Source organism: Brevundimonas sp. ABV4_179, from assembly GCF_056311945.1.
In genome coordinates, this window is sequence record NZ_CM149976.1 from 2,512,624 (window position 1) to 2,538,925 (window position 26,302).

General features: G+C 66.8%; 26 protein-coding genes. 5 read left to right on the forward strand and 21 right to left on the reverse strand.

Annotation, left to right across the window (positions count from 1 at the left end):
- Positions 1-107: 107 nt before the first annotated feature.
- The 9 genes from ACYX4P_RS12250 to lipA form a co-directional block, all read right to left on the reverse strand.
- Positions 108-407, reverse strand: a complete 300-nt coding sequence (locus tag ACYX4P_RS12250; RefSeq protein WP_282438778.1) for an FtsB family cell division protein — start codon at positions 405-407, stop codon at positions 108-110.
- A 138-nt stretch (positions 408-545) separates the two neighbouring features.
- A complete protein-coding gene (gene eno, locus ACYX4P_RS12255) occupies positions 546-1,823 on the reverse strand; it encodes a phosphopyruvate hydratase (RefSeq protein WP_248116716.1) in 1,278 nt (425 codons plus the stop codon).
- An 89-nt stretch (positions 1,824-1,912) separates the two neighbouring features.
- The gene (locus ACYX4P_RS12260) at positions 1,913-2,548 is read right to left on the reverse strand and encodes a hypothetical protein (RefSeq protein ID WP_248116718.1); all 636 of its coding nucleotides are present in this window, start codon (positions 2,546-2,548) and stop codon (positions 1,913-1,915) included.
- A gap of 111 nt (positions 2,549-2,659) precedes the next feature.
- Positions 2,660-2,842 (reverse strand): 50S ribosomal protein L32, encoded by a 183-nt coding sequence (gene rpmF / locus ACYX4P_RS12265; protein WP_026108365.1) that lies wholly within the window; start codon positions 2,840-2,842, stop codon positions 2,660-2,662.
- A 152-nt stretch (positions 2,843-2,994) separates the two neighbouring features.
- Positions 2,995-3,546 (reverse strand): sugar O-acetyltransferase, encoded by a 552-nt coding sequence (locus tag ACYX4P_RS12270; protein ID WP_282438749.1) that lies wholly within the window; start codon positions 3,544-3,546, stop codon positions 2,995-2,997.
- The gene (locus tag ACYX4P_RS12275; protein WP_374323121.1) at positions 3,543-4,661 is read right to left on the reverse strand and encodes an NAD(P)/FAD-dependent oxidoreductase; all 1,119 of its coding nucleotides are present in this window, start codon (positions 4,659-4,661) and stop codon (positions 3,543-3,545) included. Before ACYX4P_RS12275 ends, ACYX4P_RS12270 begins: the two co-directional genes overlap by 4 nt.
- A complete protein-coding gene (locus ACYX4P_RS12280; RefSeq protein ID WP_292047538.1) occupies positions 4,658-4,969 on the reverse strand; it encodes a hypothetical protein in 312 nt (103 codons plus the stop codon). The genes ACYX4P_RS12275 and ACYX4P_RS12280 overlap by 4 nt, the downstream gene beginning before the upstream one ends.
- Before the next feature lie 30 nt (positions 4,970-4,999).
- Positions 5,000-5,446, reverse strand: coding sequence for a type II toxin-antitoxin system RatA family toxin (locus tag ACYX4P_RS12285; RefSeq protein WP_292047536.1), 447 nt, complete (start codon positions 5,444-5,446; stop codon positions 5,000-5,002).
- A 7-nt stretch (positions 5,447-5,453) separates the two neighbouring features.
- Positions 5,454-6,416 carry a lipoyl synthase gene (lipA, locus tag ACYX4P_RS12290; protein ID WP_248116726.1) on the reverse strand — a complete coding sequence of 321 codons (963 nt, stop codon included), beginning with the start codon at positions 6,414-6,416 and terminating at the stop codon, positions 5,454-5,456.
- A 171-nt stretch (positions 6,417-6,587) separates the two neighbouring features.
- Here lipA and ACYX4P_RS12295 point away from each other — a divergent pair, with 171 nt between their 5' ends.
- On the forward strand, positions 6,588-8,141 hold the full coding sequence (locus tag ACYX4P_RS12295; RefSeq protein ID WP_248116728.1) for an AMP-binding protein: 1,554 nt from the start codon (positions 6,588-6,590) through the stop codon (positions 8,139-8,141).
- A gap of 18 nt (positions 8,142-8,159) precedes the next feature.
- Here ACYX4P_RS12295 and ygiD read toward each other — a convergent pair whose 3' ends face one another.
- From ygiD to ACYX4P_RS12315, 4 genes are read right to left on the reverse strand one after another with little or no spacing between them, the layout of a single operon-like run.
- Complete coding sequence (gene ygiD, locus ACYX4P_RS12300) at positions 8,160-8,918, reverse strand: 4,5-DOPA-extradiol-dioxygenase (RefSeq protein ID WP_292047533.1); 759 nt, start codon at positions 8,916-8,918, stop codon at positions 8,160-8,162.
- A gap of 4 nt (positions 8,919-8,922) precedes the next feature.
- Positions 8,923-9,525: an NAD(P)H:quinone oxidoreductase gene (gene wrbA, locus ACYX4P_RS12305; RefSeq protein ID WP_248116732.1), complete on the reverse strand. Its 603-nt coding sequence runs from the start codon at positions 9,523-9,525 to the stop codon at positions 8,923-8,925.
- A gap of 54 nt (positions 9,526-9,579) precedes the next feature.
- Positions 9,580-10,083: a hypothetical protein gene (locus ACYX4P_RS12310; protein ID WP_248116734.1), complete on the reverse strand. Its 504-nt coding sequence runs from the start codon at positions 10,081-10,083 to the stop codon at positions 9,580-9,582.
- Positions 10,059-10,916: a D-alanyl-D-alanine carboxypeptidase family protein gene (locus ACYX4P_RS12315; RefSeq protein ID WP_248116736.1), complete on the reverse strand. Its 858-nt coding sequence runs from the start codon at positions 10,914-10,916 to the stop codon at positions 10,059-10,061. The genes ACYX4P_RS12310 and ACYX4P_RS12315 overlap by 25 nt, the downstream gene beginning before the upstream one ends.
- A gap of 109 nt (positions 10,917-11,025) precedes the next feature.
- On the opposite strand from ACYX4P_RS12315, the gene ACYX4P_RS12320 reads away from it, so the two are divergent.
- Genes ACYX4P_RS12320 through ACYX4P_RS12330 form a run of 3 tightly spaced genes read left to right on the forward strand, consistent with a single transcriptional unit; the run spans position 11,026 to position 13,857 of the window.
- On the forward strand, positions 11,026-12,399 hold the full coding sequence (locus tag ACYX4P_RS12320) for an MFS transporter (protein ID WP_248116738.1): 1,374 nt from the start codon (positions 11,026-11,028) through the stop codon (positions 12,397-12,399).
- A complete protein-coding gene (mazG, locus tag ACYX4P_RS12325) occupies positions 12,396-13,190 on the forward strand; it encodes a nucleoside triphosphate pyrophosphohydrolase (RefSeq protein ID WP_248116740.1) in 795 nt (264 codons plus the stop codon). Before ACYX4P_RS12320 ends, mazG begins: the two co-directional genes overlap by 4 nt.
- Before the next feature lie 10 nt (positions 13,191-13,200).
- Positions 13,201-13,857, forward strand: a complete 657-nt coding sequence (locus ACYX4P_RS12330) for an HAD family hydrolase (RefSeq protein WP_248116742.1) — start codon at positions 13,201-13,203, stop codon at positions 13,855-13,857.
- 6 nt (positions 13,858-13,863) lie between these two features.
- Here ACYX4P_RS12330 and ACYX4P_RS12335 read toward each other — a convergent pair whose 3' ends face one another.
- From ACYX4P_RS12335 to dusB, 7 genes are all read right to left on the reverse strand, one after another.
- Positions 13,864-15,501 carry a Na+/H+ antiporter gene (locus ACYX4P_RS12335; protein ID WP_476069687.1) on the reverse strand — a complete coding sequence of 546 codons (1,638 nt, stop codon included), beginning with the start codon at positions 15,499-15,501 and terminating at the stop codon, positions 13,864-13,866.
- Between the two features lie 6 nt (positions 15,502-15,507).
- Complete coding sequence (gene hflX, locus ACYX4P_RS12340; RefSeq protein ID WP_248116746.1) at positions 15,508-16,821, reverse strand: GTPase HflX; 1,314 nt, start codon at positions 16,819-16,821, stop codon at positions 15,508-15,510.
- Complete coding sequence (gene hfq / locus ACYX4P_RS12345) at positions 16,822-17,067, reverse strand: RNA chaperone Hfq (protein ID WP_003164861.1); 246 nt, start codon at positions 17,065-17,067, stop codon at positions 16,822-16,824.
- 103 nt (positions 17,068-17,170) lie between these two features.
- Entirely contained in the window at positions 17,171-18,031 is an 861-nt protein-coding gene (locus ACYX4P_RS12350; protein WP_248116749.1) for a D-amino-acid transaminase, read from the reverse strand.
- Positions 18,031-19,437, reverse strand: coding sequence for a nitrogen assimilation response regulator NtrX (gene ntrX / locus ACYX4P_RS12355; RefSeq protein WP_248116751.1), 1,407 nt, complete (start codon positions 19,435-19,437; stop codon positions 18,031-18,033). Before ntrX ends, ACYX4P_RS12350 begins: the two co-directional genes overlap by 1 nt.
- Positions 19,438-19,446: 9 nt before the next feature.
- On the reverse strand, positions 19,447-21,717 hold the full coding sequence (locus tag ACYX4P_RS12360; protein WP_248116753.1) for a sensor histidine kinase NtrY-like: 2,271 nt from the start codon (positions 21,715-21,717) through the stop codon (positions 19,447-19,449).
- Complete coding sequence (gene dusB, locus ACYX4P_RS12365; protein WP_248116755.1) at positions 21,714-22,769, reverse strand: tRNA dihydrouridine synthase DusB; 1,056 nt, start codon at positions 22,767-22,769, stop codon at positions 21,714-21,716. The genes ACYX4P_RS12360 and dusB overlap by 4 nt, the downstream gene beginning before the upstream one ends.
- 95 nt (positions 22,770-22,864) lie before the next feature.
- Between dusB and ACYX4P_RS12370 the strand changes: the two genes are divergently transcribed.
- The gene (locus ACYX4P_RS12370) at positions 22,865-24,019 is read left to right on the forward strand and encodes a bifunctional 2-C-methyl-D-erythritol 4-phosphate cytidylyltransferase/2-C-methyl-D-erythritol 2,4-cyclodiphosphate synthase (protein ID WP_248116757.1); all 1,155 of its coding nucleotides are present in this window, start codon (positions 22,865-22,867) and stop codon (positions 24,017-24,019) included.
- Here the strand turns inward: ACYX4P_RS12370 and ACYX4P_RS12375 are convergent.
- A complete protein-coding gene (locus ACYX4P_RS12375; RefSeq protein ID WP_248116759.1) occupies positions 24,016-26,301 on the reverse strand; it encodes a spermidine synthase in 2,286 nt (761 codons plus the stop codon). The genes ACYX4P_RS12370 and ACYX4P_RS12375 overlap by 4 nt on opposite strands.
- Between the last annotated feature and the right edge of the window lies 1 nt (position 26,302).

Below are 26,302 nucleotides of genomic sequence, written 5' to 3' on the forward strand. Positions count from 1 at the left end.
GCGACGCCTTCTTATCGTTACGGAAGGGGGCTTTAGCAGCCTTCCTTCCCGGAACGCAAAGGGGTGCGGGCCGGGCTGTAACAATAGTTCAAGTGGCTGGGGCGGCTTCAGCCCTGCTCGGCCGGCGCCGAGACGCGGATCACATAGTCCCGGGGGTCGGAGAAGCCCAGCACGGCGCGTGCCCGTTCCTCCAGCAGATCGCGCGACAGACTGTCGGTGCGCAGATATCGAACCCGGGTCTCCAGGTCGCGCCGCTGTTCCGTCAGATGCGCCAACTGATCTTCGCGCTGACCCAGCAACGCATCGCGCGAGGCGCCGCTCAGCAACCCGCGCTCACCCGTCAAAGCCTGCACGCCGAGATAGGCGAGCAACAGCAGCAGGGCACAGGATACGCGGTAAGGTTTCATCCGTTCGGGCACTAAAGACGCTCCTTCTGAGCGCGAGAACACAGTTCATGAACCGTGCCAGAAAATGCCTAACGAAATGTAGCTTGACCGTAAGAAAGTCGGCGAAGAACGCTGATTCTCCGCCGACAATTCCGATGCTTACTTCAACAGCATGCCGTCGCCGAAATAGACGCCCTGGTCACCCAGCATCTCTTCGATGCGCAGCAGCTGGTTGTATTTGGCCACCCGGTCCGAACGGGCCAGCGAGCCGGTCTTGATCTGTCCGCAGTTGGTGGCGACGGCCAGGTCGGCGATGGTGGAATCCTCGGTCTCGCCCGAACGGTGGCTCATCACGGCGGTGTAGCCGGCGCGTTGGGCCATATCGACCGCATCCAGCGTTTCGGAAAGCGTGCCGATCTGATTGACCTTGATCAGGATCGAGTTGGCCAGCCCCTCGCCGATGCCGGCCGCCAGACGCGCCGGATTGGTCACGAACAGATCGTCGCCGACCAGCTGGACCCGGTCGCCCAGACGCTCGGTCAGCAGGCGCCAGCCATCGAAATCATCCTCGGCCATGCCATCCTCGATCGATACGATGGGGAAGCGTTCGCACAGATCAACCAGATAGGCGGCCATGCCGTCGGCGTCGACGGTCTTGCCCTCGCCGGCCATGACGTATTTGCCGTCCTTGAAGAACTCGGTCGAGGCGACGTCCAGACCCAGATGGAAGTCCTCGCCCGCCAGATAGCCGGCGGCCTGCCCCGCCTTGGTGATGAAGCTCAGCGCCTCTTCGGCCGAGGCCAGATTGGGGGCGAATCCGCCCTCGTCGCCGACGTTGGTGTTGTGGCCGGCGTCCTTCAACTGCTTCTTCAGCGCGTGGAAGATTTCCGTACCCATCCGCAGGGCGTCGGTGAAGGTTTCCGCGCCGGTCGGCAGAATCATGAACTCCTGGATGTCGATGGGATTGTCGGCGTGGGCGCCGCCGTTGATGATGTTCATCATCGGCGTCGGCAGGACGCGGGCCGAGACCCCGCCGATATAGCGATACAGCGGCAGCCCCGACGAAATGGCGCTGGCCTTCGCCGCCGCCAGCGACACGCCCAGGATGGCGTTGGCGCCCAGACGGCCCTTGTTGGGCGTGCCGTCCAGTTCGATCATCGCCTCGTCCAGGCGGCGCTGGTCTTCGGCGTCCATGCCCGACAGAGCGTCGAAGATTTCGCCGTTCACGGCGTCGACGGCCTTCTGAACGCCCTTGCCGCCCCAGACTTCCTTGTCGCCGTCGCGCAGTTCCACGGCCTCGTGCGCCCCGGTGGACGCGCCCGAGGGCACCGCGGCGCGGCCGAACGAGCCGTCGTCCAGAATCACATCCACTTCGACCGTCGGGTTGCCCCGGCTGTCGAGGATCTGGCGGGCGACGATGTCGGCGATGTCGGTCATGGCTCGGCTCTTTGGCTCAAGGCGGAAGTGAAGTCAGACGGGTTTAGCCGCCCGTCCGTGAAAGGCCAATGCCGCCGTGCGCCGTCAGGTCAGGAACAGCCCTCGACCAGTTGGATCGACGGATCGCCCGCGTGGATAGCCATGACCTTGCCATCCGTTCCGATCTCATAACGGACGCCGCGCGCCGACGGATCTGTGACATAGTTTGTGGAGCCGCCACGGGCCCAGGCGAACAGGTCCTCGCCTGGCGCGGGCTGATATTTGTGGGGCTGGGCGAAGATCGCACCGCCATAGGCCTGCTTCACCGCCATGGCCGTATCGCCCAGGCCGAAGCCCCGGTCGGTCTTGATCTTGGCGTCGCGCATCAGGGTGATTCGCGTCAGCTTGCCATCCTGAATCATGACGTTGATCCCCTGCGGCGCGCGGACGGGATGGAACTGATCGCAGACCTCGGGCTCCGCGCCGCCGACGGCGTTCGGGTTGGCCCGGTCGCCCCAGGCTGCGACCAGATCGGTCTTGCTCATGCCGATCCGCGCGCTCCCCAGACCTTCGGCGGTCAAGATGTGGGGATCGGCGGCAGGTGTCGCGGCTGGAGACGTCTCTGCCGGCGTCATCGCGACCGGGGTCGCGTCAGACGGCGCCTCTCCAGTCCGCCGGTCATCACGTCCGCAGGCGGCGAGGGTCAAAAGCGCGCAGGCGCTGACGGCGGTGAGACGAATCATCATGCGGTGATCTCCAGTAGAAGCTTCACCGCGCACAACGCACGAAAACGGCGCGCGGATCACCGCGCGCCGCAAATTCTCGCTCGACCCTAAGGGCCGACGTCCGTGAAAGACCTAGTCTTCCTTGGGCGTGATGACCTGACGACCACGATAGGTGCCGGTCTTCAGGTCGATGTGGTGCGGGCGCTTCAGCTCGCCCGTGTCCTTGTCCTCGACGTAGACGTTCGAGGTCAGGGCGTCGTGGGCGCGGCGCATGTTGCGACGCGAGGGGGATACTTTGCGCTTCGGAACGGCCATGTCCGTCTCAATCTTCTAAGTCGGGCGCCGCCCAGAGCCTAAGCCTGTCTGGCGCGAAAACGATAGCGGCGGCCCCCAACCCTCATCAGAGGTATCAGAGCCGCCACGCGAGGCGCGGCTTATGCATGAACCGCGCGACGATTTCAAGGCGTTTAAGCAGGCGTCAGACGACGCACGATCCTGGCCGGATTGCCGACCACAACGACATCTGACGGCACGTCCCTGGTGACCACCGCGCCGGCCCCGATGACCGACCGATCGCCAATGGTCACGCCGGCCAGAACGATGCCCCCTCCGCCGATCCATACATCGTCGCCGATCACGATGGGCCGCGCCGTCTCCTTGCCCCGGCGGGCGACCGCATCCAGCGGATGCTCGGGCGTCAGCAGTTGAACGCCCGGCCCGGCCTGGAAGTTGTCGCCGATTCGAATCTCCGCGCAGTCCAGAAAAACGCAGTTGGCGTTGGCGAAGGCCCGCGAACCCAGATGGATATTGACGCCATAGTCGCAGAAGAAGCCCGGCATGATGACAGCCTTGCCGTCGGCGGCGTTGACCAGTCGGTTGACCAGGGCGCTGCGACGGTCGCGATCCGGTTCGGCGTTGATGGCGACGGTCAGGCCCACGGCGCGGGCGCGACCGTCCCGCAGGTCCGCATCGCCCGGATCATAGGGCAGGCCCGCCAGCATCTTCTCGCGTTCGGTCATTGGGTCTCCGTCAGAGTGTCGGCCACGGCCTCGCCGATGGCGAGGGAACTGGTCAGGCCGGGACTTTCGATGCCGAACAGGGCCATCAGGCCGTCGATGCCGTGATGCTCGCGCCCATGCAGCTGAAAGTCCGGCTGCGGCTCGCCCGGACCATGCAGCTTGGGTCTGATGCCCGCATAGTCCGGCGTCAGGGCGCCATGGGGCAGGCCGGGCCAGAAACGACGGATGTAACGCGCGAACTCAGCGGCCTTGGCCGGATCGACCGAATAGTCTTCGACCTCGACATAGGCCAGATCGGGGCCGAACACCCCCTGCCCGCCCAGGTCCTTGCGGTAGTGGGTGCCCAGGGCGCCGGGGATGGGCGGCGGATAGATCAGCCTATCGAACGGCGCCTTGCCCATCAGCCGGAAATAGACGCCCTTGCCGAAATGGCCGACGGGAATGTCCTGGGCTGGATAGCCCTCGATGCACGCCGCGACGGCCTGCGCCGACAGGCCGGGCGCGGTGATCAGAAGGCGGCTGGTGACGGTCATCGCCCCCTCCCCGCCGACGCGGACGGAGAACCCGCCGCCCGACATCGGCTCGGCGCCCTCGAACGGGGCGGATGTCACGACCGACCCGCCCGCATCCTCGATCTCGCCCTGCAGGGCCAGCATATAGCCGTGACTGTCGAAAAGACCGCTTTCTGGCGACAGGATGGCGGCGTGGGCGTTCAGTTCCGACTCCAACGCCCGCGCCTGGGCGCCTGTCAGATGCGCCAGCCCCTCCACGCCGTTCGCCGTCGCCTGTTCGAAGATGGCTTCGATCCGTCCGACCTCGGCCTCCTCGGTGGCCACGACCAGCTTGCCGCATTTCCAATGGTCGATCTTGCGACTGGCCAGGAAGTCATACAGCGTCCGCCGCCCCTTGACGCAGAACTTCGCCTTTAAGGAGCCGGTCGGATAATAAAGCCCGCCGTGGATCACCTCGGAATTGCGCGAGGAGACTCCCTGACCGATTTGGCCTTCCTTCTCCAGCACCAGCACCGTCAGGCCGCGCTTCGACAACGCCCGACCGCAGGCCAGGCCCACAGCCCCGGCGCCCACGACAGTCGCGTCGAAATCGAAGTCTTTCAGCAAAACGCAGCCATCTTTGTACTCACGAACAGCGACAGCGGCCACAAGGGCAGGATCGCAAAACCCCACCATGCGCGCGGCTCGTTACGAACGACGAATGCTCTCCACCCATTTATGAGCACGCCGATTATTGCGATCGGCAAAGTCAATGCGCTCATGATGAAGAGGTGTGCCGGCCATCCTGCACATGAATCACTCGCCATTCCGGACATGGCCGCGAACAGCAACAGCATGGGAGAGGCGAGAACGAAGGCGCAGGTCGACAAAACAAGAACCGTGAGCAGAACCCAGCTGCGACGCTTGTACAACACGGGCCTCGACATCGACATCGCGCGTCCTCAGCGAAACCGTCTAGCGGCTTCGCTTTCGAAACACCCTATCAGCTTTTCAACGGCACGGTCGAAGTTGGCCGACAGCATCAGGTCCAGCATTCGCGACTTGAAGGCGAAGTCGATCATGAACTCCAGCCGGGTCCCCTCGGGATGCGGGAAGAACTCCCAGCGGTTCTTCAGGTGTTTGAACGGCCCGCGCAGCAGGCCGACCTCGACCTTCGGCGCATTGCGGTCGTGCCGGACCCAGGTCGAGAACCGCTCTTTCAGCACCGCGAAGCCGACGCCTGCCTCGGCGTCCACCACGGTCACGCCGTCGCCCTCGACCCGGTCGTTCCAGACGCGCATCGATGTGACCCAGGGCACGAAATCGGGATAGGCCCGCACATCGGCCACCAGATCGGCCAGCTGTTCGGGCGCATAGGGCAATATGCGCGTGACGCGATGGACAGCCATTCCAAGCTTAACGCTTCAGCTGCGCCTCGCGCGCGGCCTTCAGCCGGGCGAAGTCGTCGCCGGCATGGTGCGACGAGCGCGTCAGCGGCGACGAGGACACCATCAGGAACCCCTTGGCGCGGGCGATCGCCTCATAGGCCTTGAACTCTTCCGGCGTGACGAAACGGTCGATGGCGGCGTGTTTGCGCGTCGGCTGCAGGTATTGGCCGATGGTGATGAAATCGACGCCGGCGGACCGCATGTCGTCCATCACCTGCATGACCTCTTCCTTGGTCTCGCCCAGGCCGACCATGATGCCGGACTTGGTGAACTGCTCGGGGTCGCGTTCCTTGACCATCTGCAGCAGGCGCAGCGAGTGGAAGTAACGCGCGCCCGGCCGGATCTTCAGATACAGGCGCGGAACGGTCTCCAGGTTGTGGTTGAAGACGTCCGGCTTGGCGTCGATCATCACGGCGGCCGCCCCATCCTTCCTCAGGAAGTCGGGCGTCAGGATCTCGATGGTGGTGTTCGGCGCCTGAATGCGAATCTGGCGCACGACCTCGGCGAAGTGGGCGGCGCCGCCGTCGGCGACGTCATCGCGGTCGACCGAGGTGATGACGACGTGGTTCAGGCCCATCTGCTGAACCGCCAGGCCTACCTTGCCGGGTTCGTCCGGGTCCAGCGGCTGCGGCAGACCGGTCTTGACGTTGCAGAAAGCGCAGGCCCGCGTGCAGGTGTCGCCCATGATCATCAGCGTGGCGTGCTTCTGGCTCCAGCACTCGCCTATGTTCGGGCAGGCCGCCTCTTCGCAGACCGTGACCAGCCCCTTGGAGCGGACGATGTCTTTGGTGGCGTTGTATTGACCCGAACCGGGCGCCTTGACCCGCAGCCAGTCGGGCTTCTTCAGAACCACGGATTCCGGCCGGTTCTGCTTTTCTGGGTGACGCAGCTCCGACGGCTTGCGCTGCAGGGTGTCGATCAGGGTGACCATGGCCGGTATTTCGGCTTTCCGCGCCCGGAAGGCAAGGCACAGCCGGTTACAGACCGCGACCTTACGGGAACTCACGCGACGTTACGCATCTTTTCAAGAAGACGCGGGGTCATTAATGACAGACGCCGGAAAAACAGCGAGGGCTTCTTGCGCCCTCCATAGGAGACGCGCTTGCGCCAGGCCCTGGATCCGTCGCTTTACGAAGAAACCCTGATCGACGCCTTGATCGAGGCGCGCGCACGGTTCGGCGACAAGGAAATCCTTGAAGACCAGGACCGTCATCCCCTGACCTATACCGGCCTGATCCGCGCGGCCTTCGTGCTGGGCCGCAAGATCGCGCAGATGACCGAACGGGACGAACGGGTCGCCATCCTGCTGCCGTCGTCGATGGGGGTGGTGGTCACCTTCTTTGGTCTGCACGCCCACGGCCGCGTGCCCGTGATGCTGAACTTCACCGCCGGCGAGGCCAATCTGAAGGCGGCCATCAAGGCGTCGGGCGTCAGGAAGGTGCTGACCGCCAAGCGCTTCGTCGACCAGGCCAAGCTGGACGATCTGATCGTGGAGCTGAAGACGGTCGCCGACGTCGTCTGGCTGGACGATGTGCGAAAGACCATCGGCCTGGCCGACAAGCTGTATGGCCTGGCCGCCGGCGCCGCGCCCAAGCGGTTCCGCGTCAGGACCGACCCGGATTCGCCGGGCGTCGTCCTGTTCACCTCGGGCAGTTTCGGCACGCCCAAGGGGGTGGTGCTGAGCCAGAAGAACCTGGTCGCCAATGCCCGTCAGGTCGCGGCTCACATCGACCTCGATCCGTCCTGGGTCATGTTCAACCCCCTGCCGACCTTCCACTGTTTCGGCCTGACCGGCGGCGTCATCCTGCCGCTGCTGCAAGGGCTGAAGGCGTTCCAATATCCCTCGCCGCTCCACGCCAAACAGATCACAGACCTGCTGCCCCAGGTGAACGCCTCGATCCTGTTTGCGACCGACACCTTCCTGAGCCAGTACGCCCGCGTCGCCGAACCGAACGATTTCGCCACGCTGAAGTTCGCCGTCGCCGGCGCCGAGAAGGTGCGCGAGGAGACCCGCACCCTGTTCAACACCAAGTTCGGCGGCGTCGAACTTCTGGAAGGTTATGGCGCGACCGAGGCCTCGCCCGTCATCGCCGTCAACCACCCGGACCGCAACGCGCCGGGGACCGTGGGCCAGATGCTGCCGGGCATTGACTGGAAGCTGGAGCCGGTCGAGGGGATCGAGGGCGGCGGCCGCCTGTTCCTGAAGGGTCCGAACGTCATGAGCGGCTATGTGACTTCGGCCGAGCCGCTGGCCTGGGATGCGGTCGGCGACGACTGGCTGGACACCGGCGACATCGTGGACGTGGACGCCGAGGGCTATGTCACCATCAAGGGGCGCGCCAAACGTTTCGCCAAGATCGGCGGCGAGATGGTGTCCCTGACCGCGGTCGAGGGCATAGCCGGCGCGGTCTGGCCCGAGCGTCGCCACGCCGTCGTCGCCATTCCCGACAGCCGCAAGGGCGAGAAACTGGTGCTGGTGACGGACCACGACACGGCCGAGGTCGCGCCCTTGGCCGAATGGGCCCGCACCAACGGCGCGCCGGAACTGATCGTGCCCAAGAAGATCGTCAAGGTCGCCGAGGTGCCCGTCCTGGGCACCGGCAAGACCGACTATGTCGCCATCCAGAAGATGGTCGAGGCGGAAAAGGCGGTCTGATCGGGCCGCCTCTGGGCGTCAGCCGATCCGCACGCCGGTCATCGAGATTGAACCGCCGTCGATGTGGTCGTTGAAGAAGCTGACGGGCTCGCCCGGCTGCTGCTGGGCGGCGATATAGAGGACCGGCAGATAGTGTTCGTCGGTCGGCACGCTCAGTTGCGCGTCTTCGGCCAGGCCCACCCAATTGATCAGGGCGTCGTGGTCTCCCCGTTCGAACGCCGCCTTCACCGCCCCATTGAAGCCGGTCGCCCAGGCATAGGGCTCGGCCCCGCCCTCGCGCTTCCAGGTGCGCAGATTGTGCACGAAGTCGCCCGATCCGGCGATCACGATCCCCTCGTCCCGCAGCGGCGTCAGTGTCCTGGCCAGATCGTAATGCTGGCGCGCCGTCAGATCGCGATCCAGCGACAGTTGCACCACCGGCACGTCGGCCTCCGGCCAGACGTGGCACAGCACCGACCAGGTTCCGTGATCCAGACCCCACTGTTGGGTCTGGACCGCGCCGGTCAGCGCCGACACTCGGGCCGCCAGTTCGGGCGATCCGGGCGCCGGATACTGCATCTCATGCAGTTCACGCGGGAAGTTGCCGAAATCGTGGATGGTTTCAGGCTTGTCCTGCGCCGTGACGCCCAGCCCGCGCGTCTCCCAATGGGCGGAGATCATCACCACGCCCCGGGGCTTGCCGATGGCCTCACCCAGGTGGCGCCAGGCGGCCCCATAGGGACCGCCCAACGCATTCATGGGCGAACCGTGGCCGAAGAAGACGGCGGGCTGGCGCATGGGGTCAGCCGTGCAGCTTCTTGGCCAGTTCGGCGATGTGCTTGCCCTGGAAGCGCGCGCCGCCCAGGTCGATGTCGCTGGGCTGACGCGAGCCGTCGCCGCCGGTGATGGTCGAGGCGCCATAGGGCGAACCGCCGTGGATCGCATCCAGCGTCATCTGCGCCTGATAGGAATAGGGCAGACCGACCACCGGCATCCCGTGGTGCATGAAGAAGTTGTGCAGCCCCTGGAAGGTGGTTTCCTGGCCGCCGTGCTGGGTCGCCGTGGCCGTGAAGGCGCCGCCGATCTTGCCGATCAGCGCGCCCGAGAACCACAGGCCGCCGGCCTGGTCCAGGAAGGCGCGCATCTGCGAGGCGGCCGAGCCGAAACGGGTGCCGGCGCCGATGATGATGGCGTCATAGTCCTTCAGGTCGTCGATCTTGGCGACCGGCGCCTTCTGATCCAGCTTGTAGTGCGAGGCCTTGGCCAGTTCTTCCGGCACGGTTTCCGGTACGCGCTTGATGTCGACCACCGCGCCTTCGACCTCGCGCGCGCCTTCGGCGACGGCTTCGGCCATGGTTTCCAGGTGGCCATAGGTCGAATGATAGAGGACCAGAATTTTCGGCATCGGGGAGAGGCTCCATTGAATGACAGGGGCCGTTATTTGCAACAACGACCGTTGCTAACTTGGCGCGTCATCCGGCTTGGCGCAAGTCCCAGGCTCGGTTTCCGGCTCGAACGGACACACGGCCGCGTAGAAGTCCGCCGATCCCGGCGCGACGCGGCCGCCCTGGCGATGAAAGCGATGCTCCATCACCATGGCCTGCTGCTCGATGTTCAGGTCGTCCCAGCGACAGGTCGCGACCGCTTCATAGGCGTAGGAGGCGGCCGTGTCGCCGGCCTTCAGCTTGGCCCACAGCAGATTGACGCCCTGCTGCGCCTGCCAGACGTGGGTCAGTTCGTGGATCAGCACGCCCTGCGCGCGCACCGACACGGCGGTGAAATCCGCGATCAGGTCCCGTTGCGGCCAGACGATCCAGTCGCGCCCGAACCAGCGCCCGGCCACGAAGGCGCGCCGGAACGGCCATCCGATCAGCCGGACGGTGTCCAGCCGCAGCGCGGCGCCGAACGCCTCGCGCGCCAGCGCCGCCTCGGCCTGCGTCAGGGCGCGAATGAAGAATCCCACGGCCGCACATACTCCCAATGCCACGGTTCATAGACGTAGGGGACGAATCCGAATCGACCCGCATTCTCGACCAGCCAGCGATAGGTCGCCGTCCGCGCCATATATTCGCGGCTGGCCGGGGTTGTAGAGTCGACACCCAGCCCCGGCGCCTGACCGACGTACAGATCGACCGCCGTTCCGGTGCGATGCGGCGAACAGACGGCGCGGCGCAGGCCATCGCAGTTGCCCTGCTGGGCGCAGCGCGCCGCATCCGCCTCAGGATCGCGGAAGCCCGAGAAGATCTGCAGCAGTTCGGGGTCGGCCGCGACCTCTGGAGCCTCGGCGCGGGCGGCGGCGACCAGCCGGCGATAGGCGTCCAGCACGTCGCGCCGCAACAGCCGCGTCAGCCGGTCGGCGTGTTCCTCTTCCGCGACCAGATAGCCCAGTTGGTTGATCGGCGGCGGCTCGGGGCACAGGCCGCCGACGCGCGCCATCACGAACGGCCGCCGCTCCTGCCACAGACCGCGAAACACCTGAAAGGTCGCGGCGTCCAAGAGGCCGGTCGGCGCCAGCCCGTGCGTCTGCTGGAACCCCGCCAATTGCGAGGCGAAGATCGGCGTGCCCGCCCCGCAGCGCGTGTGAAGCTCCTGCTGGATCAGCGGCAGATAGGGCCGCCACCCCCATTCCATCGCCCCGAACGGCGTCCAGGGCATGGCGTAGGCCGCCTCGGCATTGGCCAGACCTTGCGCGCGCCAGACGTCGGCGTTGGTGTGGCAAGGCCCCGCCGCCCTGGCCTGCCCGGCGAAGAGCGTTCCCAGGACCAGACCAAACAGGGCGAACAGGCGAAGCGACATGACCTCAGAAGGCCCCAAGCCGGCCGTGAAGTCCACCATACCGCTGACGCGCCAAAGCTGCGATGGTGCAGGAGGTCCGACTCATCCGGGCCGTTTCGGACCCTCTTTCATGACCGCCCGATCCGCGCCCGCCCGCGCCACGCCCCGCCGCTCCAACGCCGTTCTGGCCGCCTTCTCCGGCCCCTGCCTGCCCCTGGCGGCCTTCGGCGTGGCCCTGCCCGTCACCCTGCCCGAGTTCTACGCCACCTTCGTCGGGCTGGAGCTGGGCGTGGTGGCGACCGTCTTCATGGCGGTGCGCCTGATCGACATCGTCTTCGACCCCTTCATCGGCTGGGGCATGGATCGGACCAGGACCCGGTTCGGGCGCTATCGTCCGTGGATGGCGCTGTCGACGCCCATGCTGATGCTGGCCGCCTATATGATGTTCGTCGTGGTTCAGCCGGGCGCGCCGCCTATCTACCTGTTCGGCTGGCTGCTGTTTCTCTATCTCGGCTTTTCCATCGGCACCCTGGGCCAGTTGGGCTGGGCCGCCGTCCTGGCGCCGCAGTACGATCAACGTAGCCGCGTCTATGGCTGGTGGCAGGTGTTCAACATCATCGGCGTGGTGTTGATCCTGGTGCTGCCGACCGTGGTGGTTCAGACGGGGATCGGGACCTATGCCGACGGCGTGCGGATCATGGGCTGGGCCATCGTGATCGCCCTGCCCGTCACAATCGGCCTAGCCATGGTCGCCGTGCCCGAGCCGGTCACGACCGGCGGCCAGCCGCACGGCAGCCTGGGCGCCTATCTCAGCCTGTTCAAAAAGCCGGTGGTCAGAAAGCTGCTGCTGTCGGACCTGCTGCTGGGCGTGGCCCCGGGCATCACCGGCTCGTTGCTGTTCTTCTTCTTCGGCCAGATCAAGGGCTACGATCACACCCAGGCCGGGCTGTTCATGCTGTTCTATTTCGTCGCAGGTCTGTGCGGTGCGCCCTTCTGGGCCTGGTATGCGACCCGCGTCGGCAAGGATCGCGGCCTGGCGGCGGCCAGCGTGGTGTCCGCCGTCCTCTACGTCGGCGCGACCCTGGTTCCGGGCGGCAACTTCGTCTTGACGGCGGTGGTCATGTTCATCGCCGGCCTGCCCTATGCGGCGGGCCTGTTCCTGACGCGCGCCATGATGGCCGACGCCGGCGACGAGGAGCGGTTCGAGACCGGCGTGGACCGCACCGGCCTGATGCTGTCGATCCTTTCGGCCACCACCAAGATCGGCCACGTCGTCGCCCTAGTGCCCTATCTGATCCTGCAGGGCGTCGGCTTCCGCGCCCTGCCTGGCCCGGCCGGCAACAGCGACCTGGCCCTGCTGACGCTGCAGATCCTGTTCATCGCCGTGCCGGGTGTTCTGCTGGTCCTGGCGGGCGTGGTGTTGAAGAACTATCCGCTGACCGCCAAACGCCACGACGAAATCCGCGCCGCTCTGGAAGCCCGAGACGCCGGGGCCAGGGTATGAGGCCGATCGACCGCCTGCTGGGCGTGATGGAACGACTGCGCGACCCGGACGGCGGCTGCCCCTGGGACGTGGAGCAGACCTTCGCCACCATCGCACCCTACACCATCGAGGAAGCCTATGAGGTCGCCGACGCCATCGAGCGCAACGATCTGACCGAACTGAAAGGCGAGCTTGGCGACCTGCTGTTCCAGGTCGTCTTCCACGCCCGGATGGCCGAAGAACAGGGGCTGTTCGCCTTCGACGACGTGGTCACAGCCATCGCCGACAAGCTGGAACGTCGCCACCCCCACGTCTTCGGCGACGAGGCCCAGCGGTCGTCCAGGGAACAGAACGTGGCCTGGGAGGTCATCAAGGCCGCCGAGCGCAAGGACCGCCAGAAGCCCGGCGTCCTGGACGATGTGCCCGTCGGCCTGCCCGCCCTGACCCGCGCCGCCAAGCTGACCAAACGCGCCGCTCGCGTCGGCTTCGACTGGCCCTCGACCGACGAGGTGTTCGACAAGCTGGCGGAAGAGGTCGAGGAGTTGCGTGTCGAGATCGCCGCCGGCGACCGGGCCAAGGCGCGCGAGGAGTTGGGCGACCTGCTGTTCGTCGTCGCCAACCTGGCCCGTAAGCTGGATGTCGAGCCCGAGGATGCGCTACGCGCCGCCAACGCCAAGTTCGTTCGCCGTTTCGGCTTCATCGAAGCGGCGTTGGCCAGCGAAGGCCGCACGCCCGACCAATCCACGCTCGAAGAGATGGATCGCCTCTGGGACGCCGCAAAGGTCTCGGAGAAGGCCGCGCTCCACAGCTGAACGGCCCCGCGTGACCTACGACCTGATCATATTCGACTACGACGGCGTCGTCGCCGACAGCGAGGTGCTGAACAGCACCGTCATGGCCGAACAGCTGACCGCCCTCGGCCTGCCGACCACACTGGACGAGGTGCTGGGCGCCTATATGGGCAAGCGCTGGCGCGACAATCGCCCGGCGGTCGAGGCCCGTTTGGGTCGCCCCTGCCCGGACGACTTTCATACCACCTGGTTCGCCACCTGCCGCCAGCGGGCGCCGCATCAGCTGACGCCCGTTCCCGGCATGATCGACTTCGCCTACGCCCGGCCAGAGGCGCGCTGCATCGCCTCGTCCAGCGGCCCGGACTGGATCGGCGTCGGACTGGATCTGTTCGGCCTGACCGATCATTTCGACGGCTCGGTCTTCACAGGCCTGGCGGTCGAGCGTGGCAAGCCGCACCCCGATCTTTTCTTGCACGCCGCCCGGACCATGGGCGTTGATCCAGCCCGCACCGTGGTCATAGAGGATTCCGAGGCGGGCGTCTCCGCTGGCGTCGCGGCGGGCATGACGGTGGTCGGCCTGCTGGCCGGCGGCCACGTGCGCGACGGCCATGCCCAGCGTCTGGCCGCGCGCGGCGCCCATCATCTGGCCCACAGCTACGCCGACGTGGCCGCCTTCATGGATCGCTGATCCCGATCAGGAGTAGCGCAGTTCCTGCAGGTCCACTTCGCGGATCAGCTTCTTGGCCGTCTCCTCGTCCAGTCGACGCAGGCGCGCCAGCCGCCCAAGTTCCTCGCGCTCGGCCGCCAGACCCGCCATCCGCAGATGCCGTTCAATGGCGTCGCTCAACCGCGCGGTCTCCACATCGTCCTCGTCGGTGCGGGTGCGGCTTTCGATCCGATGGCGGTACAGTTCCATGATCCGGCTGGCGACATCGGAATACAGGTCGGGATTGGCCTTGCCCTCGGCCATGGCGTGCGATGCATCCTCCACGGCGCGCAGGGCCGCGGAGGCCGCGGCGACCCGACCGCGATCCTCCTCGCGCTCATGCGAGGGTTCGGGCGGCAGCTCCACCCCCTTCAACAGGCGTGGCAAGGCGAAGGTCGCCACCAGCAGCGACACGATGATCACCGCCGCCGCCAGGAAGATGGCCAGGTTGCGCGACGGCATGGGCGATCCATCACCCAGCACGAACGGCAGCGTCAGAATGCCTGCAAGCGTGATCGCGCCCCGCACCCCCGCCAGCGACATCACCAGCGTCAGCCGCAAGCCCACGCGCGACGGCGGCTGGCGATTGCGGCGCCGATACAGGGTCAGCTTCAGCGAGGTCCAGACCCAGATGAACCGCAACGCCGCCAAGGCCGCCACAATGGCGATCACATAGACCGCCAGCCACCAGACCTCGGGCCGGCTTGTCCCGCGCACCACCTCGGCCGCGCGTGACAGGATCGACGGCATCTGTTCGCCCAGGATCACGAAGATGATGCCGTTGGCGACGAACTGCACCGTGTCCCACACCACGCTGCGCCGGATGCGGGTCATGGCCATGGACTGGCCGGGAATGCCGCCACGCTCGGTGAAGCTCATGGTGATGCCGGCGGCGACGGCGGCCAGAATGCCCGACGCCTCCAGCTCTTCGGCGATCAGATAGGCGGCGAACGGTATAAGCAGGCTGACCAGGATCTGCGCCCCGACATCCTCGCCCCAGCGCCGGCTGATGATGGTCTTGGCGTAGCTGATGGCCATGGCGCTGGCCACGCCGACCGCCACCCCGACAAGAGCCAGCCATAGGAAGGCGCCGATGGCGTTGCCGATGGAAAAGGCGCCCGTCGTCGCCGCGATCACCGCGATCCGCATACAGGTCAGGCCCGTCGCGTCGTTCAGCAGCGACTCGCCCTCCAGAATGTGGATCAGCCTTTTGGGGATGGGCGCGCGGGCGGCGATGGCCTGAACCGCGATGGGGTCGGTCGGCGACAGAATGGCCGCAAGCGCAAAGGCCACCGGCAACGGCATTTCCGGGATCATCCACCACAGCAGGAACCCGAGCCCCAGCACGGTGAACAGCACCAGGCCCAGCGCCAGTTCCAGGATCACCGCCCGGTCGCGGAACAGATCTTCCTTGGGGATGCGCCACCCGTCCAGGAACAGCAGCGGCGGCAGGAACAACAGGAAGAAGATGTCCGGTTCCAGATCGACCGTGGACCCGGTGATCAGCACCAGGGCGGCCCCCAGCGCGATTTGCACCAGCGGCAGGGCGATCCGGGTCATGCGCGCGATCGAACCCGACACCACGACAGCCACAAGCAGCAGCAGTATGGTTTCGATCAGATGCATTGGGACTTAACCGGCCAGATCGGGATACAGACGCTCGAATCGTCCAAGCGCCCCCGGATGCAGCCGCACCGTGACATGAGTGCGGCCAAGCTCATCCGTATCGCGCGTCGTCACCCGACCGTGTTCATACAGCCAGGCCAGCGCCTCTCCCTGATGCGGCGCCAGCGTCACCTGGGTTTCCGGGTCGTCGTCGATCAGGCCGGTGATTGCCTGGCGCAGAGGCTCGATCCCCTCGCCCGTCCAGGCGGACACGGCGACCGCCTCGCCTTCCTTGGCCAGGCGTTCGGCCTGACCCAGCACGGCCTCGCGCGTCTCGTCGTCCAGCAGGTCGATCTTGTTCCAGACCTCCAGCACCCGGCGGGTCTTGCCCTCGGGCGTCTCGATCTGTTTCAGCACCGCCTCGACGTCCTTGGCCTGGGCGTCGCTATCGGTGGAAGCGATGTCGCGAACGTGGAGGATCAGATCGGCTTCACCGACCTCTTCCAAAGTAGCGCGGAAGCTTTCGACCAGTTCGTGCGGCAGGTCAGAGATGAAGCCGACGGTGTCCGCCACGATGGCCGGGCGGCCCTGCGGCAGGCGGATCGTGCGCTGGGTCGTGTCCAGCGTCGCGAACAACAGGTCCTTGGCGAAGACCTCCGATCCCGTCAGCCGGTTGAACAGCGTCGACTTGCCCGCATTGGTGTATCCGACCAGGGCGATGGTCGGGAAAGGAACCTTCTGGCGCTGTTTGCGGTGCAGGCCGCGCGTGCGGCGCACCTCTTCCAACTCGGCCTTCAACCGCACGATCCGGTCGGCGATTAGGCGCCGGTCCAGTTCGATCTGGGTTTCGCCGGGGCCGCCGGTCGAGCCGGTGCCGCCGCGTTGCCGTTCAAGGTGGGTCCAGGTCCGCACCAGACGTGAACGCTCGTAATCCAGTCGCGCCAGTTCGACCTGCAGACGGCCTTCCTTCGTCCGCGCCCGGCGACCGAAGATTTCGAGGATCAGGCCGGTGCGGTCGATGACCTTCACCTCCCACGCCTTTTCCAGATTGCGCTGCTGAACCGGGGTCAGGGCGTCGTCGACGATGACCGCCTCGGCCTCAGCGGCGCGCACCAGGGCGGCCAGTTCCTCGACCTTGCCGGACCCGAACAAGGTCGCAGGCGTGGTCCCGCGCAGCCGCACGATCTCCTCGGCGCGCACGTCGAGATCCAGCGCGCGGGCGAGGCCCGCCGCTTCCTCAAGGCGCTCGCTCGCCAGCCGCGGGCTGTCGGAGCGTCGGTCGGGATGGAGGACGACCGCCCGGATCAGCGGGACGGCGTGGTCGATCAATTTTTGGGTCAATCAGTCTTCTTCGGCGTCGGGCTCGTACAGTTGCACGGGCGCGGACGGCATGATGGTGGAGATGGCGTGCTTGTACACCAGCTGGGACTGGCCATCGCGGCGCAGCAGCACACAGAAGTTGTCGAACCAGGTCACAATGCCCTGCAACTTGACCCCATTGACCAGGAATATGGTCAGCGGCGTCTTGGTCTTGCGGACCGAGTTGAGGAAGGTGTCCTGAAGGTTCTGGCGTTTGTCTTGCGACATGGCAGGTTTTTCCTGTTCTTCGTTGTTCGTCGCCGATTGACCGGCGCGGGGCCGATGCGGCCGGCCGCGACCTTAGCCGCCGGCCGCCCGCAGGGGCAACGGCCTAAATGGCCTCTCTGCGCGCCTGTTCAAGATAAACGTCGCGCAGACGCGTCGCGACCGGGCCCGGCTTGCCGTCGCTGATCGTCACGCCGTCCAGCGAAATCAGCGGCATGACGAAGGCGCTGGCGGCGGTGACGAACACCTCGCGCGCGCGTTTGGCCTCCTCGACCGAGAAGGGGCGTTCGTCCAGGGCGATGCCCTCGGCCGCGACCAGCTTCAGCACCGCTTCGCGGGTGATCCCGCGCAGAATATTGCCCTGGGTGTCGCGTGTGCGGAGACGGCCCTCTTCGTCGACGATCCACGCGTTGGTCGATGCGCCCTCGGTCACCAGACCCATATCATCGTACATCAGACATTCGTAGGCGCCGCGTTCGCGTGCGGCCTGTTTGGCCAGCACATTGGGCAGCAGTCCCACGGTCTTGATGTCGCAGCGGCCCCAGCGGATGTCGGGTTGTGTTACGCCCGCTGCGCCCTTCGCCGCCATCGCCTGGCCACGCGCACGGTCGACTGGCTTGGCCGTCACGATCACGCTGGGCGCCGCGTCGCTCGGAAAGGCATGGTCGCGCGCCGCCGTGCCCCGCGTAACCTGCAGATAGACGATGCCCTCGCGCACCAGATTGCGTCGAACCGTCTCGCGCAACACCAGACCCAGCGCCGCCGCCGTCATCGGGATCTCGATCTTCAGCGCCTCTAGGCTGCGGTTCAGCCGCGCCATATGGCCGTCGAAATCGGCCAGACGACCGTCCATCACCGACCAGACCTCATAGACCCCGTCGGCGAACTGAAACCCGCGATCCTCGATATGCACCACCGCCTGCCCATGCGGCCTATAGGCGCCGTTGACGTAGGCGACGCGCGACATCAGGCCGGTTCGTCCTCTTCCCCGCCCCGTGCAGGGGACACGCCTAGGGACTTCAACTTCCGGTGCAGGGCCGAACGCTCCATGCCGATGAAGGCGGCGGTGCGCGAGATATTGCCGCCGAACCGCATGATCTGGGCCGCCAGATATTCTCTCTCGAAAACCTCGCGCGCCTCGCGCAACGGCAGGGCGATGGTGCGCTCACCGCCCAGGTTCGCCCCCCCGCCGTTCGATGTCGCCACCTCCTGCGGCAGCATGTCAGCCGTGATCGTCTCAGCTGGATCGCCGGTCGCCAGGATCAGCAACCGTTCGATATTGTTGCGCAGTTGACGGATGTTGCCGGGCCAGGGATGAACCTGCAGCACCGCCACCGCATCGTCGCCGACGATCCGTCTAGGCAGGCCTTGAGAGGCGCTGATGGTGTCCACGAAATATTCCACCAGTTCGGCGATGTCCTCACGTCGCTCCGACAGGGCCGGCACGCGGATCGGCACCACGTTCAGGCGATGGAACAGGTCCTCGCGGAACCGCCCTTCGGCGATCTCCGACTTCAGGTCGCGCGAGGTCGAGGTCACGACGCGGACATCGACCTGCACATCCTGCTCGCCGCCGACGCGGCGGAACCGCTGATCGACCAGGACGCGCAGAATGCGGCTCTGGCTCTCGCGCGGCATGTCGCTGATCTCGTCCAGATACAGCGTCCCGTTGTGGGCGCGTTCGAACACGCCGATCTTGCGCGGCCGACCGTCCTGTCCCTCCTCGCCAAACAGCTCGACGTCCAGACGTTCCGGCGTCATGCCGGCGGCGGAAATGGCCACGAACTCGGCCCGCGCGCGCGGGCTGCCTTCATGAATCTGGCGCGCGACCAGCTCCTTGCCCGATCCGGCGGGGCCTGAGATCAGGACGCGGCTGTTGGCCTGGGCCACCTTGGCGATGGTGCTACGCAGCGCCTGAGCCGCCTGCGACCGGCCGATCAGGCCAGACGGCGTCATGGTCTGGGCGCGCAAGCGGCGGTTCTCGCGCTTCAGCGTCGCCGCCTCGATGGCGCGCTCCACCACCACCACCAATCGATCCGACTTGAACGGCTTTTCGATAAAGTCATAGGCCCCGCGCTTCAGCGCCGTCACCGCCGTCTCGATGTTGCCGTGTCCCGAAATCATAACCACGGGCAGGTCGGGGTCGAGTTCCTTGACCACCTCCAGCAACTCCAGCCCGTCCAGCCCCCCGCCCTGCATCCAGATATCCAGAATCGCCAGCGAGGGCTTCCTGGCCCGGATCGCGGCCAGGGCCTCGTCGGAGTTGGCCGCGACGCGCACCGCGTGGCCTTCGTCCTCTAGAAGGCCGGAGACCAGGTCGCGGATGTCGGCTTCGTCGTCGACGACCAGAATGTCGGAACCGGTAGGTCGCATCTTGCCTCGCTATTCGGCGGCGACGGTCTGGAGCCTGCGCTCCACGCCGTCGCCGGCCTTGCCGTGGGGGTTCAGGGGAAAGATCATGCACACGCGGGCGCCACGCAGCGTCTGAGCGTCGGCCAGCTTCAACTCGCCGCCGTGGTCCTCGCAAATGCGTTTGACAATGGCCAGGCCCAGGCCCGTGCCCTTTTCGCGCGTGGTCACATAGGGTTCGGTCAGACGGTCGCGGTCGCGCGCCGGCAAACCCACCCCGTCGTCCTCAATCACAAAGGTCGCGTGGCCATCCTCGACCACCAGCGAGGCGATGACGCCGGGATCGTCCGACGCTGCATCCTCGCCCGCCGCCGCCCGCCGCGCCGCGACGGATTCGCCGGCGTTCTTCAGGATGTTCAGCAGGGCCTGCCCCACCATCCGTCCGTCACTTTCCAGCACGACCGGCGGCAGCGGCTCCACGATATCCACCACGATGTCCGGCGCCGCGACCCGCTGGGCGAACACCGCCTCGCGCAACATCTCCGACGGGTTCGACGGGGCGAAGCGCGGCGCCGGCATTCGGGCGAAGGATGAGAACTCATCCACCATCCGGCCGATATCTCCGACCTGGCGGATGATGGTGTCGGTGCAGCGGTCGAAGATCTCGACATCCTCGCCGATGCGCGCGCGGTATTTGCGCTTCAGCCGCTCGGCCGACAGCTGGATCGGCGTCAGCGGGTTCTTGATCTCATGGGCGATGCGACGGGCCACGTCGCGCCAGGCGGCGTTGCGCTGGGCCGTGACCAGGCGGGTGATATCGTCGAAGGTCAGGACCATCTCGCCCCCCTGCCCGCCCTCGATGCGAACGCGCAGGCGCCGGGTGTCCCCGCCCCGGCTGACATCGATGTCTTCCTCGATATGGGCTTCCGCCCGGCGCACCAGATCGCTCAGTTCCGGCGACAGGGCGCCCAGTTCGTGCCCCAGCACCTCGGCTTCCTCGATGTGCAGCAGTTGCAGAGCGCTGTCGTTGATGGCGGACACCCGACCGCGCCGATCCAGGCCGATCACGCCGGCGCTGACGCCCGACAGCACCGTCTCGATGAAATGGCTGCGGTCCTGCGCCTCGTCGCTGGCCGCCTTCAGCGCGCTCTGCTGGCCCTGAAGATCGCCGGTCATACGGTTGAAGGCGTCCGACAGGGTGGCGATCTCGGCCGGGGCGCCGGCGCTGTCCACCCGCGCGGTGAAGTCCCCGCCCGCGATCTGGCCTGCCGCCTTGACCAGCCGTCCGATTGGAGCCGAAATGCTGCTGGCGGCCGACATACCCAGCCAGACCGCGCCCACCAGCACCAGCAGCGCCGTCTCCAGATAGCTGAGAATGAAGGCCGACTGGATTCGCGCTCGGCTTTCCTGCGCCTCTCGATAGGCCTGGATCGACTGGTCCGAGGCGTTCATCCGCGCGATCAACCCGTCTTGCAGCGGCCGGACCAGATAGAGGAAGGCGTCGCCATACGCCGGCAAGGCGATGATCGACCTAACAGTATCCGGGTTCTGCGTGACATCGGTCGGCGGCTTGCCGTCCTGGGCCGCCGCTTCAAGGTAAGTGCGCGGCGGCGCCAGATAGGGCGGCGCGCCTAGCTGCTCAGCTCGCGCCAGAACTTCGCCCTCGGCGTTCACGATGTAGATGGCGGGATAGCGAAAGATGTCGCCGACCTGAGCCAGGGCGGCGTTGAACTGAATGCGGTCCGCAAACAGGCCCTTCGCGCTGTCTAGCTGCTCCGAAATGGTGACTAGATCGGCATCCATCGAGTTGGCGACGTCGCGAACGTAAGCTCGACCGATGATGGCGCCGTTGTCGACCGAAGCGCTGACGTTTTCGCTGAACCACTGGTCCACCCCCCGATTGACCAGTACGCCGAACACCAGGGCGATCAGCACCGACGGGATCAGCGCCACCATAGAGAATAGGGCCACGAACCGCAGGTGCAGGCGCGAGCCCGCCTCTTCCGTGCTGCGCGCCAAGGTCAGCACGCGACGGCCCACGATGAAGGCCAGCCCGGCGATCAACACCAGATTGGCGACCAGTACGATCAGGGCGATTTCGCTGCTTGATCCGCGCGCCACCCCGCCTCCAGCGCCGGGAGCCACCGCCACCAGCCAGATCGCCGCCGCCGTGATCGCCACGGCCAGGAAATAGGCTACCCCGAACCCGGTCCGCGCCCGTTCCGTATCGACCCACCCCCAGAACGACTCGTCGTCCGGCGTTCGGCCGGGCGAAGGTGTCGTCGCTGAAGGCGTATCCGTCATGCCACAGCACTCTCCATTACCTGTGGCCTGTTTTCAACAACGGACTTGCTGATCTGCGACCGATTCGATCGCCATAGGTCTTGCATCGCGGCTTCGATGGCCTGCGGCTCATCCAACCGGCAAATTCTTGCCTTGGCTTCGCGGCGGTGTTGCGGATCGGCCGGCCACGGCGCCTGCTCGATGTACCAACCCAGATGTTTGCGGAACATCTTCAGGCCCAGAGGCATGCCGTAGAAGGCGATGGACGCGCGCAGATGCTCCACCACGATAGTCAGACGAGCCTCCGGGCCGGGCTCGGCCAGATCAACCCCGTCGCTCAACGCCCGATCCAGATGCGCCGCCAGCCAGGGTCGCCCATAGACGCCGCGTCCCAGCATCAGCCCGTCCGCCCCGGACTTCGCCAACGCCTCGCGGGCCGCCTCGGCCGTAACGATGTCGCCATTGACGATGACGGGGATGTCCACCGCCGACTTGACCGCACCCACCGCCGCCCAATCGGCATGGCCGGTATAAAACTGTTTGCGGGTGCGGCCATGAACCGTCACCGCCTTGACCCCGATCTGCTCGGCCCGCGCTGCCAGATCGGCGGCGTTGCGGCTTTCATCGTCCCAGCCCAGCCGCATCTTGACCGTCACCGGCCGCGCGGTCGCCTCGACTACCGCTTCCATGATCCGACACGCCAGATCCGGCGTCCGCATCAGGGCCGAACCGGCGGCCGAGCCCGTGACCTCCTTGGCCGGACAGCCGAAGTTCAGATCGACGATGTCGGCCCCGGCCTTCTCGGCCATGCGCGCGCCCTCAGCCATCTGTTCGGGGTCGCGTCCGACCAGTTGGATCACCGTCAGCGGCAGGCCCGCCCCGACCGCCGCCCGCCGCACCACATCGGGCCGCGCGCGCGCCAACTCCTTGGCCGCCACCATTTCGGTCGCGACATAGGCGGCGCCCAGCCGGGACGCCAGCACGCGGAACGGCAGGTCGGTCACGCCCGTCATCGGCGCCATCAGCACCTGGCCGGGCACGGTCACGTCGCCGATCTGAAGGGTCTTGGCCATCCGCGCCTTTCGCAGCATCACAGCCCCCTTCGTCAAGCATGACCGCGGCCGATTGATGGTTTCGCCCCGTCGCGGCGCGCACTATCAAGGCCGCCATGACTTTTTCGGGCATCATCGTCGCGGCCGGCTCCGGTTCGCGGGCCGGAGGCGACAAACAGTGGCGGCGGCTGGGCGGCAAGCCCGTGCTGCGCTGGTCAGCCGAGGCGCTTCTGCACGCTGGAGCCGCCGAACTGATCGTGGTCGTTGCGGCGGGCGCGGAAGGCCGCGCGGCCGACGCCCTGAACGGTCTGAACGGCTGGCGCGCCATCGCTGGAGGCGACGCCCGCGCCGATTCGGTGCGGGCGGGTCTGGCCGCGCTGACCTGCGGCCTCGATCAACCCATTCTGATCCACGACGCGGCGCGTCCGCTGCTGGGCGCCCAGATCATCGCGCATCTGGTCGCGGCGCTAGACGACGCCGACGGCGCCCTGCCCGCCCTGGCCCTCGCCGACAGCCTGCGTCGCGCCGAGGATCGGACGATCACCCAGGCGGTGGCCCGCGACGACCTATGGCGCGCACAAACCCCCCAGGCGTTCCGGCGCGGCGTGATCGAAGCCGCCTACGCCGCCTGGACCGACGCCGATCCGCCGACGGACGAGGCCACGGTGGTCCAGCGGGCGGGCGGACGCGTCGTTCTGGTTCCCGGCGATCCCCGCCTGTTGAAACTGACCTTCCCCGAGGATTTCGCCATGGCCGAGGCCCTGCTGTCGCAAGACGCCCCACGCTATCAGACCCGCATTGGCTCGGGCTACGACGTGCATCGCTGGGGCCCGGGCGGTTCTGTCTGGCTATGCGGGATCGAGGTGCCGCACGATCAGACGCTGATCGGCCATTCCGACGCCGACGCCGGGCTTCACGCCCTGACCGACGCCATACTGGGCGCTATCGCGGCCGGCGACATCGGCGACCATTTTCCGCCGACCGATCCCAGGTGGAAGGGCGCCTCGTCCGACCAGTTCCTGGTCCACGCCGCCGAACTGACGGCCCAGCGTGGCGGGCGGATCGTCAATGTGGACGTCACCCTGATCTGCGAACGCCCCAAGGTGAAGCCGCACCGCCAGGCCATGCGCGACCGCATCGCCGCCCTGCTGGACCTTCCGCTGGACGCCGTCAGCGTCAAGGCCACCACGACCGAGGGCCTGGGCTTCACCGGCCGGGGCGAGGGTCTGGCCGCGCAGGCCGTCGTCGCGGTGGAAATGCCCGTCCGCTAGCGCGAATATCGCATCTGGCGCACCAGCGACCCGAACAGATTGACGTAATCGTCCGTCCACGGACGAACGTCGGTCCTGTCCAGCACGCGCCAGCGGCCGTCGTCGCTATAGGGCTTCACCGCCGCCTCGCTCTTGCCGATCAGCAGGGCCTCGGTCGAGGCCTCTGCCATCTGGCCCTGCTCCGATTTCTCCAGATAGACCTGGTGCAGGTGGGGCGCGGCCAGCGCCTGCGCCGCCGCCTCGGCCGGCCGGGTGATCTCCAGGTTTCGGTTCGACAGGTGCAGGACCACCACCCCGTCCGGCGCCAGCAGCCGCAGATAGCCCTTGATCGCCTCGACCGTCAGCAGATGCGTCGGCACGGCGTCCGAGGAAAAGGCGTCGATGATCAACAGGTCATACGACCCCGCCGGCTCTCGATCCATGGTCAGGCGCGCATCGCCGATCACTGTGCGTACAGGCCCGTCGGCGCAGCCGTCGATGAAGCTGAACCAGCGCGGATCGCGCGACAGGCGGTCCACCATCGGATCGATCTCGAAGAAGGTCAGCCGATCCTGCTCGCGCTTATAGGCCGCCATGGCGCCCGATCCCTGACCGACCACCCCGACCCGCGCCCCGTCCAGATGACGCGCCTGGGTCTGCAACATGGCCTGGCCCAGCGGGGTGGAGGTGGCGTAATACAGGGTCGGCTGACAGAGGCGCGACGGTACTTGCGCTTGCGCCCCATGCAGGGTCGTGCCGTGCATCAGCACATGGACCGGCCCCCCCATCCGCGGGTCGTCGATCTGGGCCACCCGCATGACGCCAAAGAAGCTGCGCTCCGACAGGGCCCAGTCATAGCCTCTCGCCAGGTGATAGCCCGACCAGACGATGGCCCCCAGCACCACGGCGAACATCACCGCCCGGTTTCGCACCAGGAAGGCGAACATGGCCGCAATGCCCAGGATAGCTTGAGCTATGCGGATCAACTGCGCGTCAGGCACAGCCGCGCGGATGTCGGGGGCGTAACGCACCGCCTCCATCGACAGCGGCCCCAGGAAGGCGATCACGACGCCGGCGACGCCGCACATGATCTCCCACGGCTGCATCTCGCGCCGGCTCCACGGCCTTAGCAAGGCGGCGGCGACCAGGACCAGCGGGTATTCCCAGACCATGTTGAACACCATCGGCGCCATCAGGCCGTTGAAGGCCCCGCCGACCACGCCGCCCAGCGACAGCAGAAGATAGAATTCGGTCAGCCGATCCGGCGGCGGCCGCCGGGCCGCCAGCCGTTGATGGCACATCAGGGCCGTGAAGAAGAAAGCCGCCAGATTGACCGTAAAGACCAGCACCCACTCGCCAGTGCGAAAGGCGATCAGGGCCGCGAAGGCGGCCGCCATCGCGCCCTGCACGCTCAGGGCCAGAACCGGCGGAATGGCCGGCCGCGTCTGGAAGGCGATCACGAAGGTCAGCAGATACAGCGCCAGCGGGATCACCCACAGGAAGGGCGCCGAGGCCACATCGGTGGTCAGATGCGCCGTCACCCCCAGCATCAGGCTGGACGGCGCGGCCGCCAGCAGCACCAGCATCCCTTTTTCGCGCCACGGGATGGGCGCGCTGACCGCCAGGGGCGCGGGCTCGGCCGCCGCGGCCTCGCGCCGGCGCCAGACCAGCAATCCCAAGCCGATCACCAGGGCTACGAACAGGCCATAGCCCAGGCTCCACCCCAGCCGCTGCCCCGACAGGCTGGCCAGAGGTTCGATCAGGATCGGATAGGCCAACAGCGCCAGAAAACTGCCCAGGTTGGACGCGGCGTAGAGGACATAGGGGTTCTTGCCGTCCGCATGGCCCGCCCGCACCCGCGCGTACCAGGCCTGCAACAGGGGCGCGGTCGCCGAAAGCACCGCTAACGGCGCGCCGATCGAAACCGCCAGAGTGGCCAACAGCCACAGCGCTGGCTGCGTTGCATCGGGATCGCCGAACACCCCGCTGATCCTCAGCGGCAGGAACAGCGCCGCCAAGGCCAGCAGAACCAGATGCGTTCCCACCTGCGCCCTCAGGCTGGGCAGGCGCTGCAGCAGATGGGCGTAGGCGTATCCAGCCAGCAGCGCGGTCTGGAAGAAGACCATCGAGGCGTTCCACACCGACGGCGACCCGCCCAGCGTCGGCAGGATCAGCTTGGCCGCCATCGGCTGAACCACGAAGACCAGACAGGCCGAGGTGAAGATGGCGACCGCGAACAGGATCGGCGCCAGGGGGTCGGCCTTCCGGCCGGCGGTATGCAGCGGTTCGACGGCCTCGGTCATG

Coding starts and splice junctions, on each gene's coding strand:
- wrbA (WP_248116732.1), bottom strand. CDS start 9,525: ATGCCGAAAATTCTGGTCCTCTATCATTCGACCTATGGCCACCTGGAA.
- hfq (WP_003164861.1), bottom strand. CDS start 17,067: ATGTCGCAAGACAAACGCCAGAACCTTCAGGACACCTTCCTCAACTCG.
- ACYX4P_RS12285 (WP_292047536.1), bottom strand. CDS start 5,446: ATGGCTGTCCATCGCGTCACGCGCATATTGCCCTATGCGCCCGAACAG.
- ygiD (WP_292047533.1), bottom strand. CDS start 8,918: ATGCGCCAGCCCGCCGTCTTCTTCGGCCACGGTTCGCCCATGAATGCG.
- eno (WP_248116716.1), bottom strand. CDS start 1,823: ATGACCGACATCGCCGACATCGTCGCCCGCCAGATCCTCGACAGCCGG.
- ACYX4P_RS12375 (WP_248116759.1), bottom strand. CDS start 26,301: ATGACCGAGGCCGTCGAACCGCTGCATACCGCCGGCCGGAAGGCCGAC.
- ACYX4P_RS12360 (WP_248116753.1), bottom strand. CDS start 21,717: ATGACGGATACGCCTTCAGCGACGACACCTTCGCCCGGCCGAACGCCG.
- rpmF (WP_026108365.1), bottom strand. CDS start 2,842: ATGGCCGTTCCGAAGCGCAAAGTATCCCCCTCGCGTCGCAACATGCGC.
- ACYX4P_RS12370 (WP_248116757.1), top strand. CDS start 22,865: ATGACTTTTTCGGGCATCATCGTCGCGGCCGGCTCCGGTTCGCGGGCC.
- ACYX4P_RS12270 (WP_282438749.1), bottom strand. CDS start 3,546: ATGACCGAACGCGAGAAGATGCTGGCGGGCCTGCCCTATGATCCGGGC.
- ACYX4P_RS12320 (WP_248116738.1), top strand. CDS start 11,026: ATGACCGCCCGATCCGCGCCCGCCCGCGCCACGCCCCGCCGCTCCAAC.
- ntrX (WP_248116751.1), bottom strand. CDS start 19,437: ATGCGACCTACCGGTTCCGACATTCTGGTCGTCGACGACGAAGCCGAC.
- ACYX4P_RS12350 (WP_248116749.1), bottom strand. CDS start 18,031: ATGTCGCGCGTCGCCTACGTCAACGGCGCCTATAGGCCGCATGGGCAG.
- ACYX4P_RS12250 (WP_282438778.1), bottom strand. CDS start 407: ATGAAACCTTACCGCGTATCCTGTGCCCTGCTGCTGTTGCTCGCCTAT.
- ACYX4P_RS12315 (WP_248116736.1), bottom strand. CDS start 10,916: ATGTCGCTTCGCCTGTTCGCCCTGTTTGGTCTGGTCCTGGGAACGCTC.
- ACYX4P_RS12335 (WP_476069687.1), bottom strand. CDS start 15,501: ATGCATCTGATCGAAACCATACTGCTGCTGCTTGTGGCTGTCGTGGTG.
- lipA (WP_248116726.1), bottom strand. CDS start 6,416: ATGGTCACCCTGATCGACACCCTGCAGCGCAAGCCGTCGGAGCTGCGT.
- mazG (WP_248116740.1), top strand. CDS start 12,396: ATGAGGCCGATCGACCGCCTGCTGGGCGTGATGGAACGACTGCGCGAC.
- dusB (WP_248116755.1), bottom strand. CDS start 22,769: ATGGCCAAGACCCTTCAGATCGGCGACGTGACCGTGCCCGGCCAGGTG.
- ACYX4P_RS12260 (WP_248116718.1), bottom strand. CDS start 2,548: ATGATGATTCGTCTCACCGCCGTCAGCGCCTGCGCGCTTTTGACCCTC.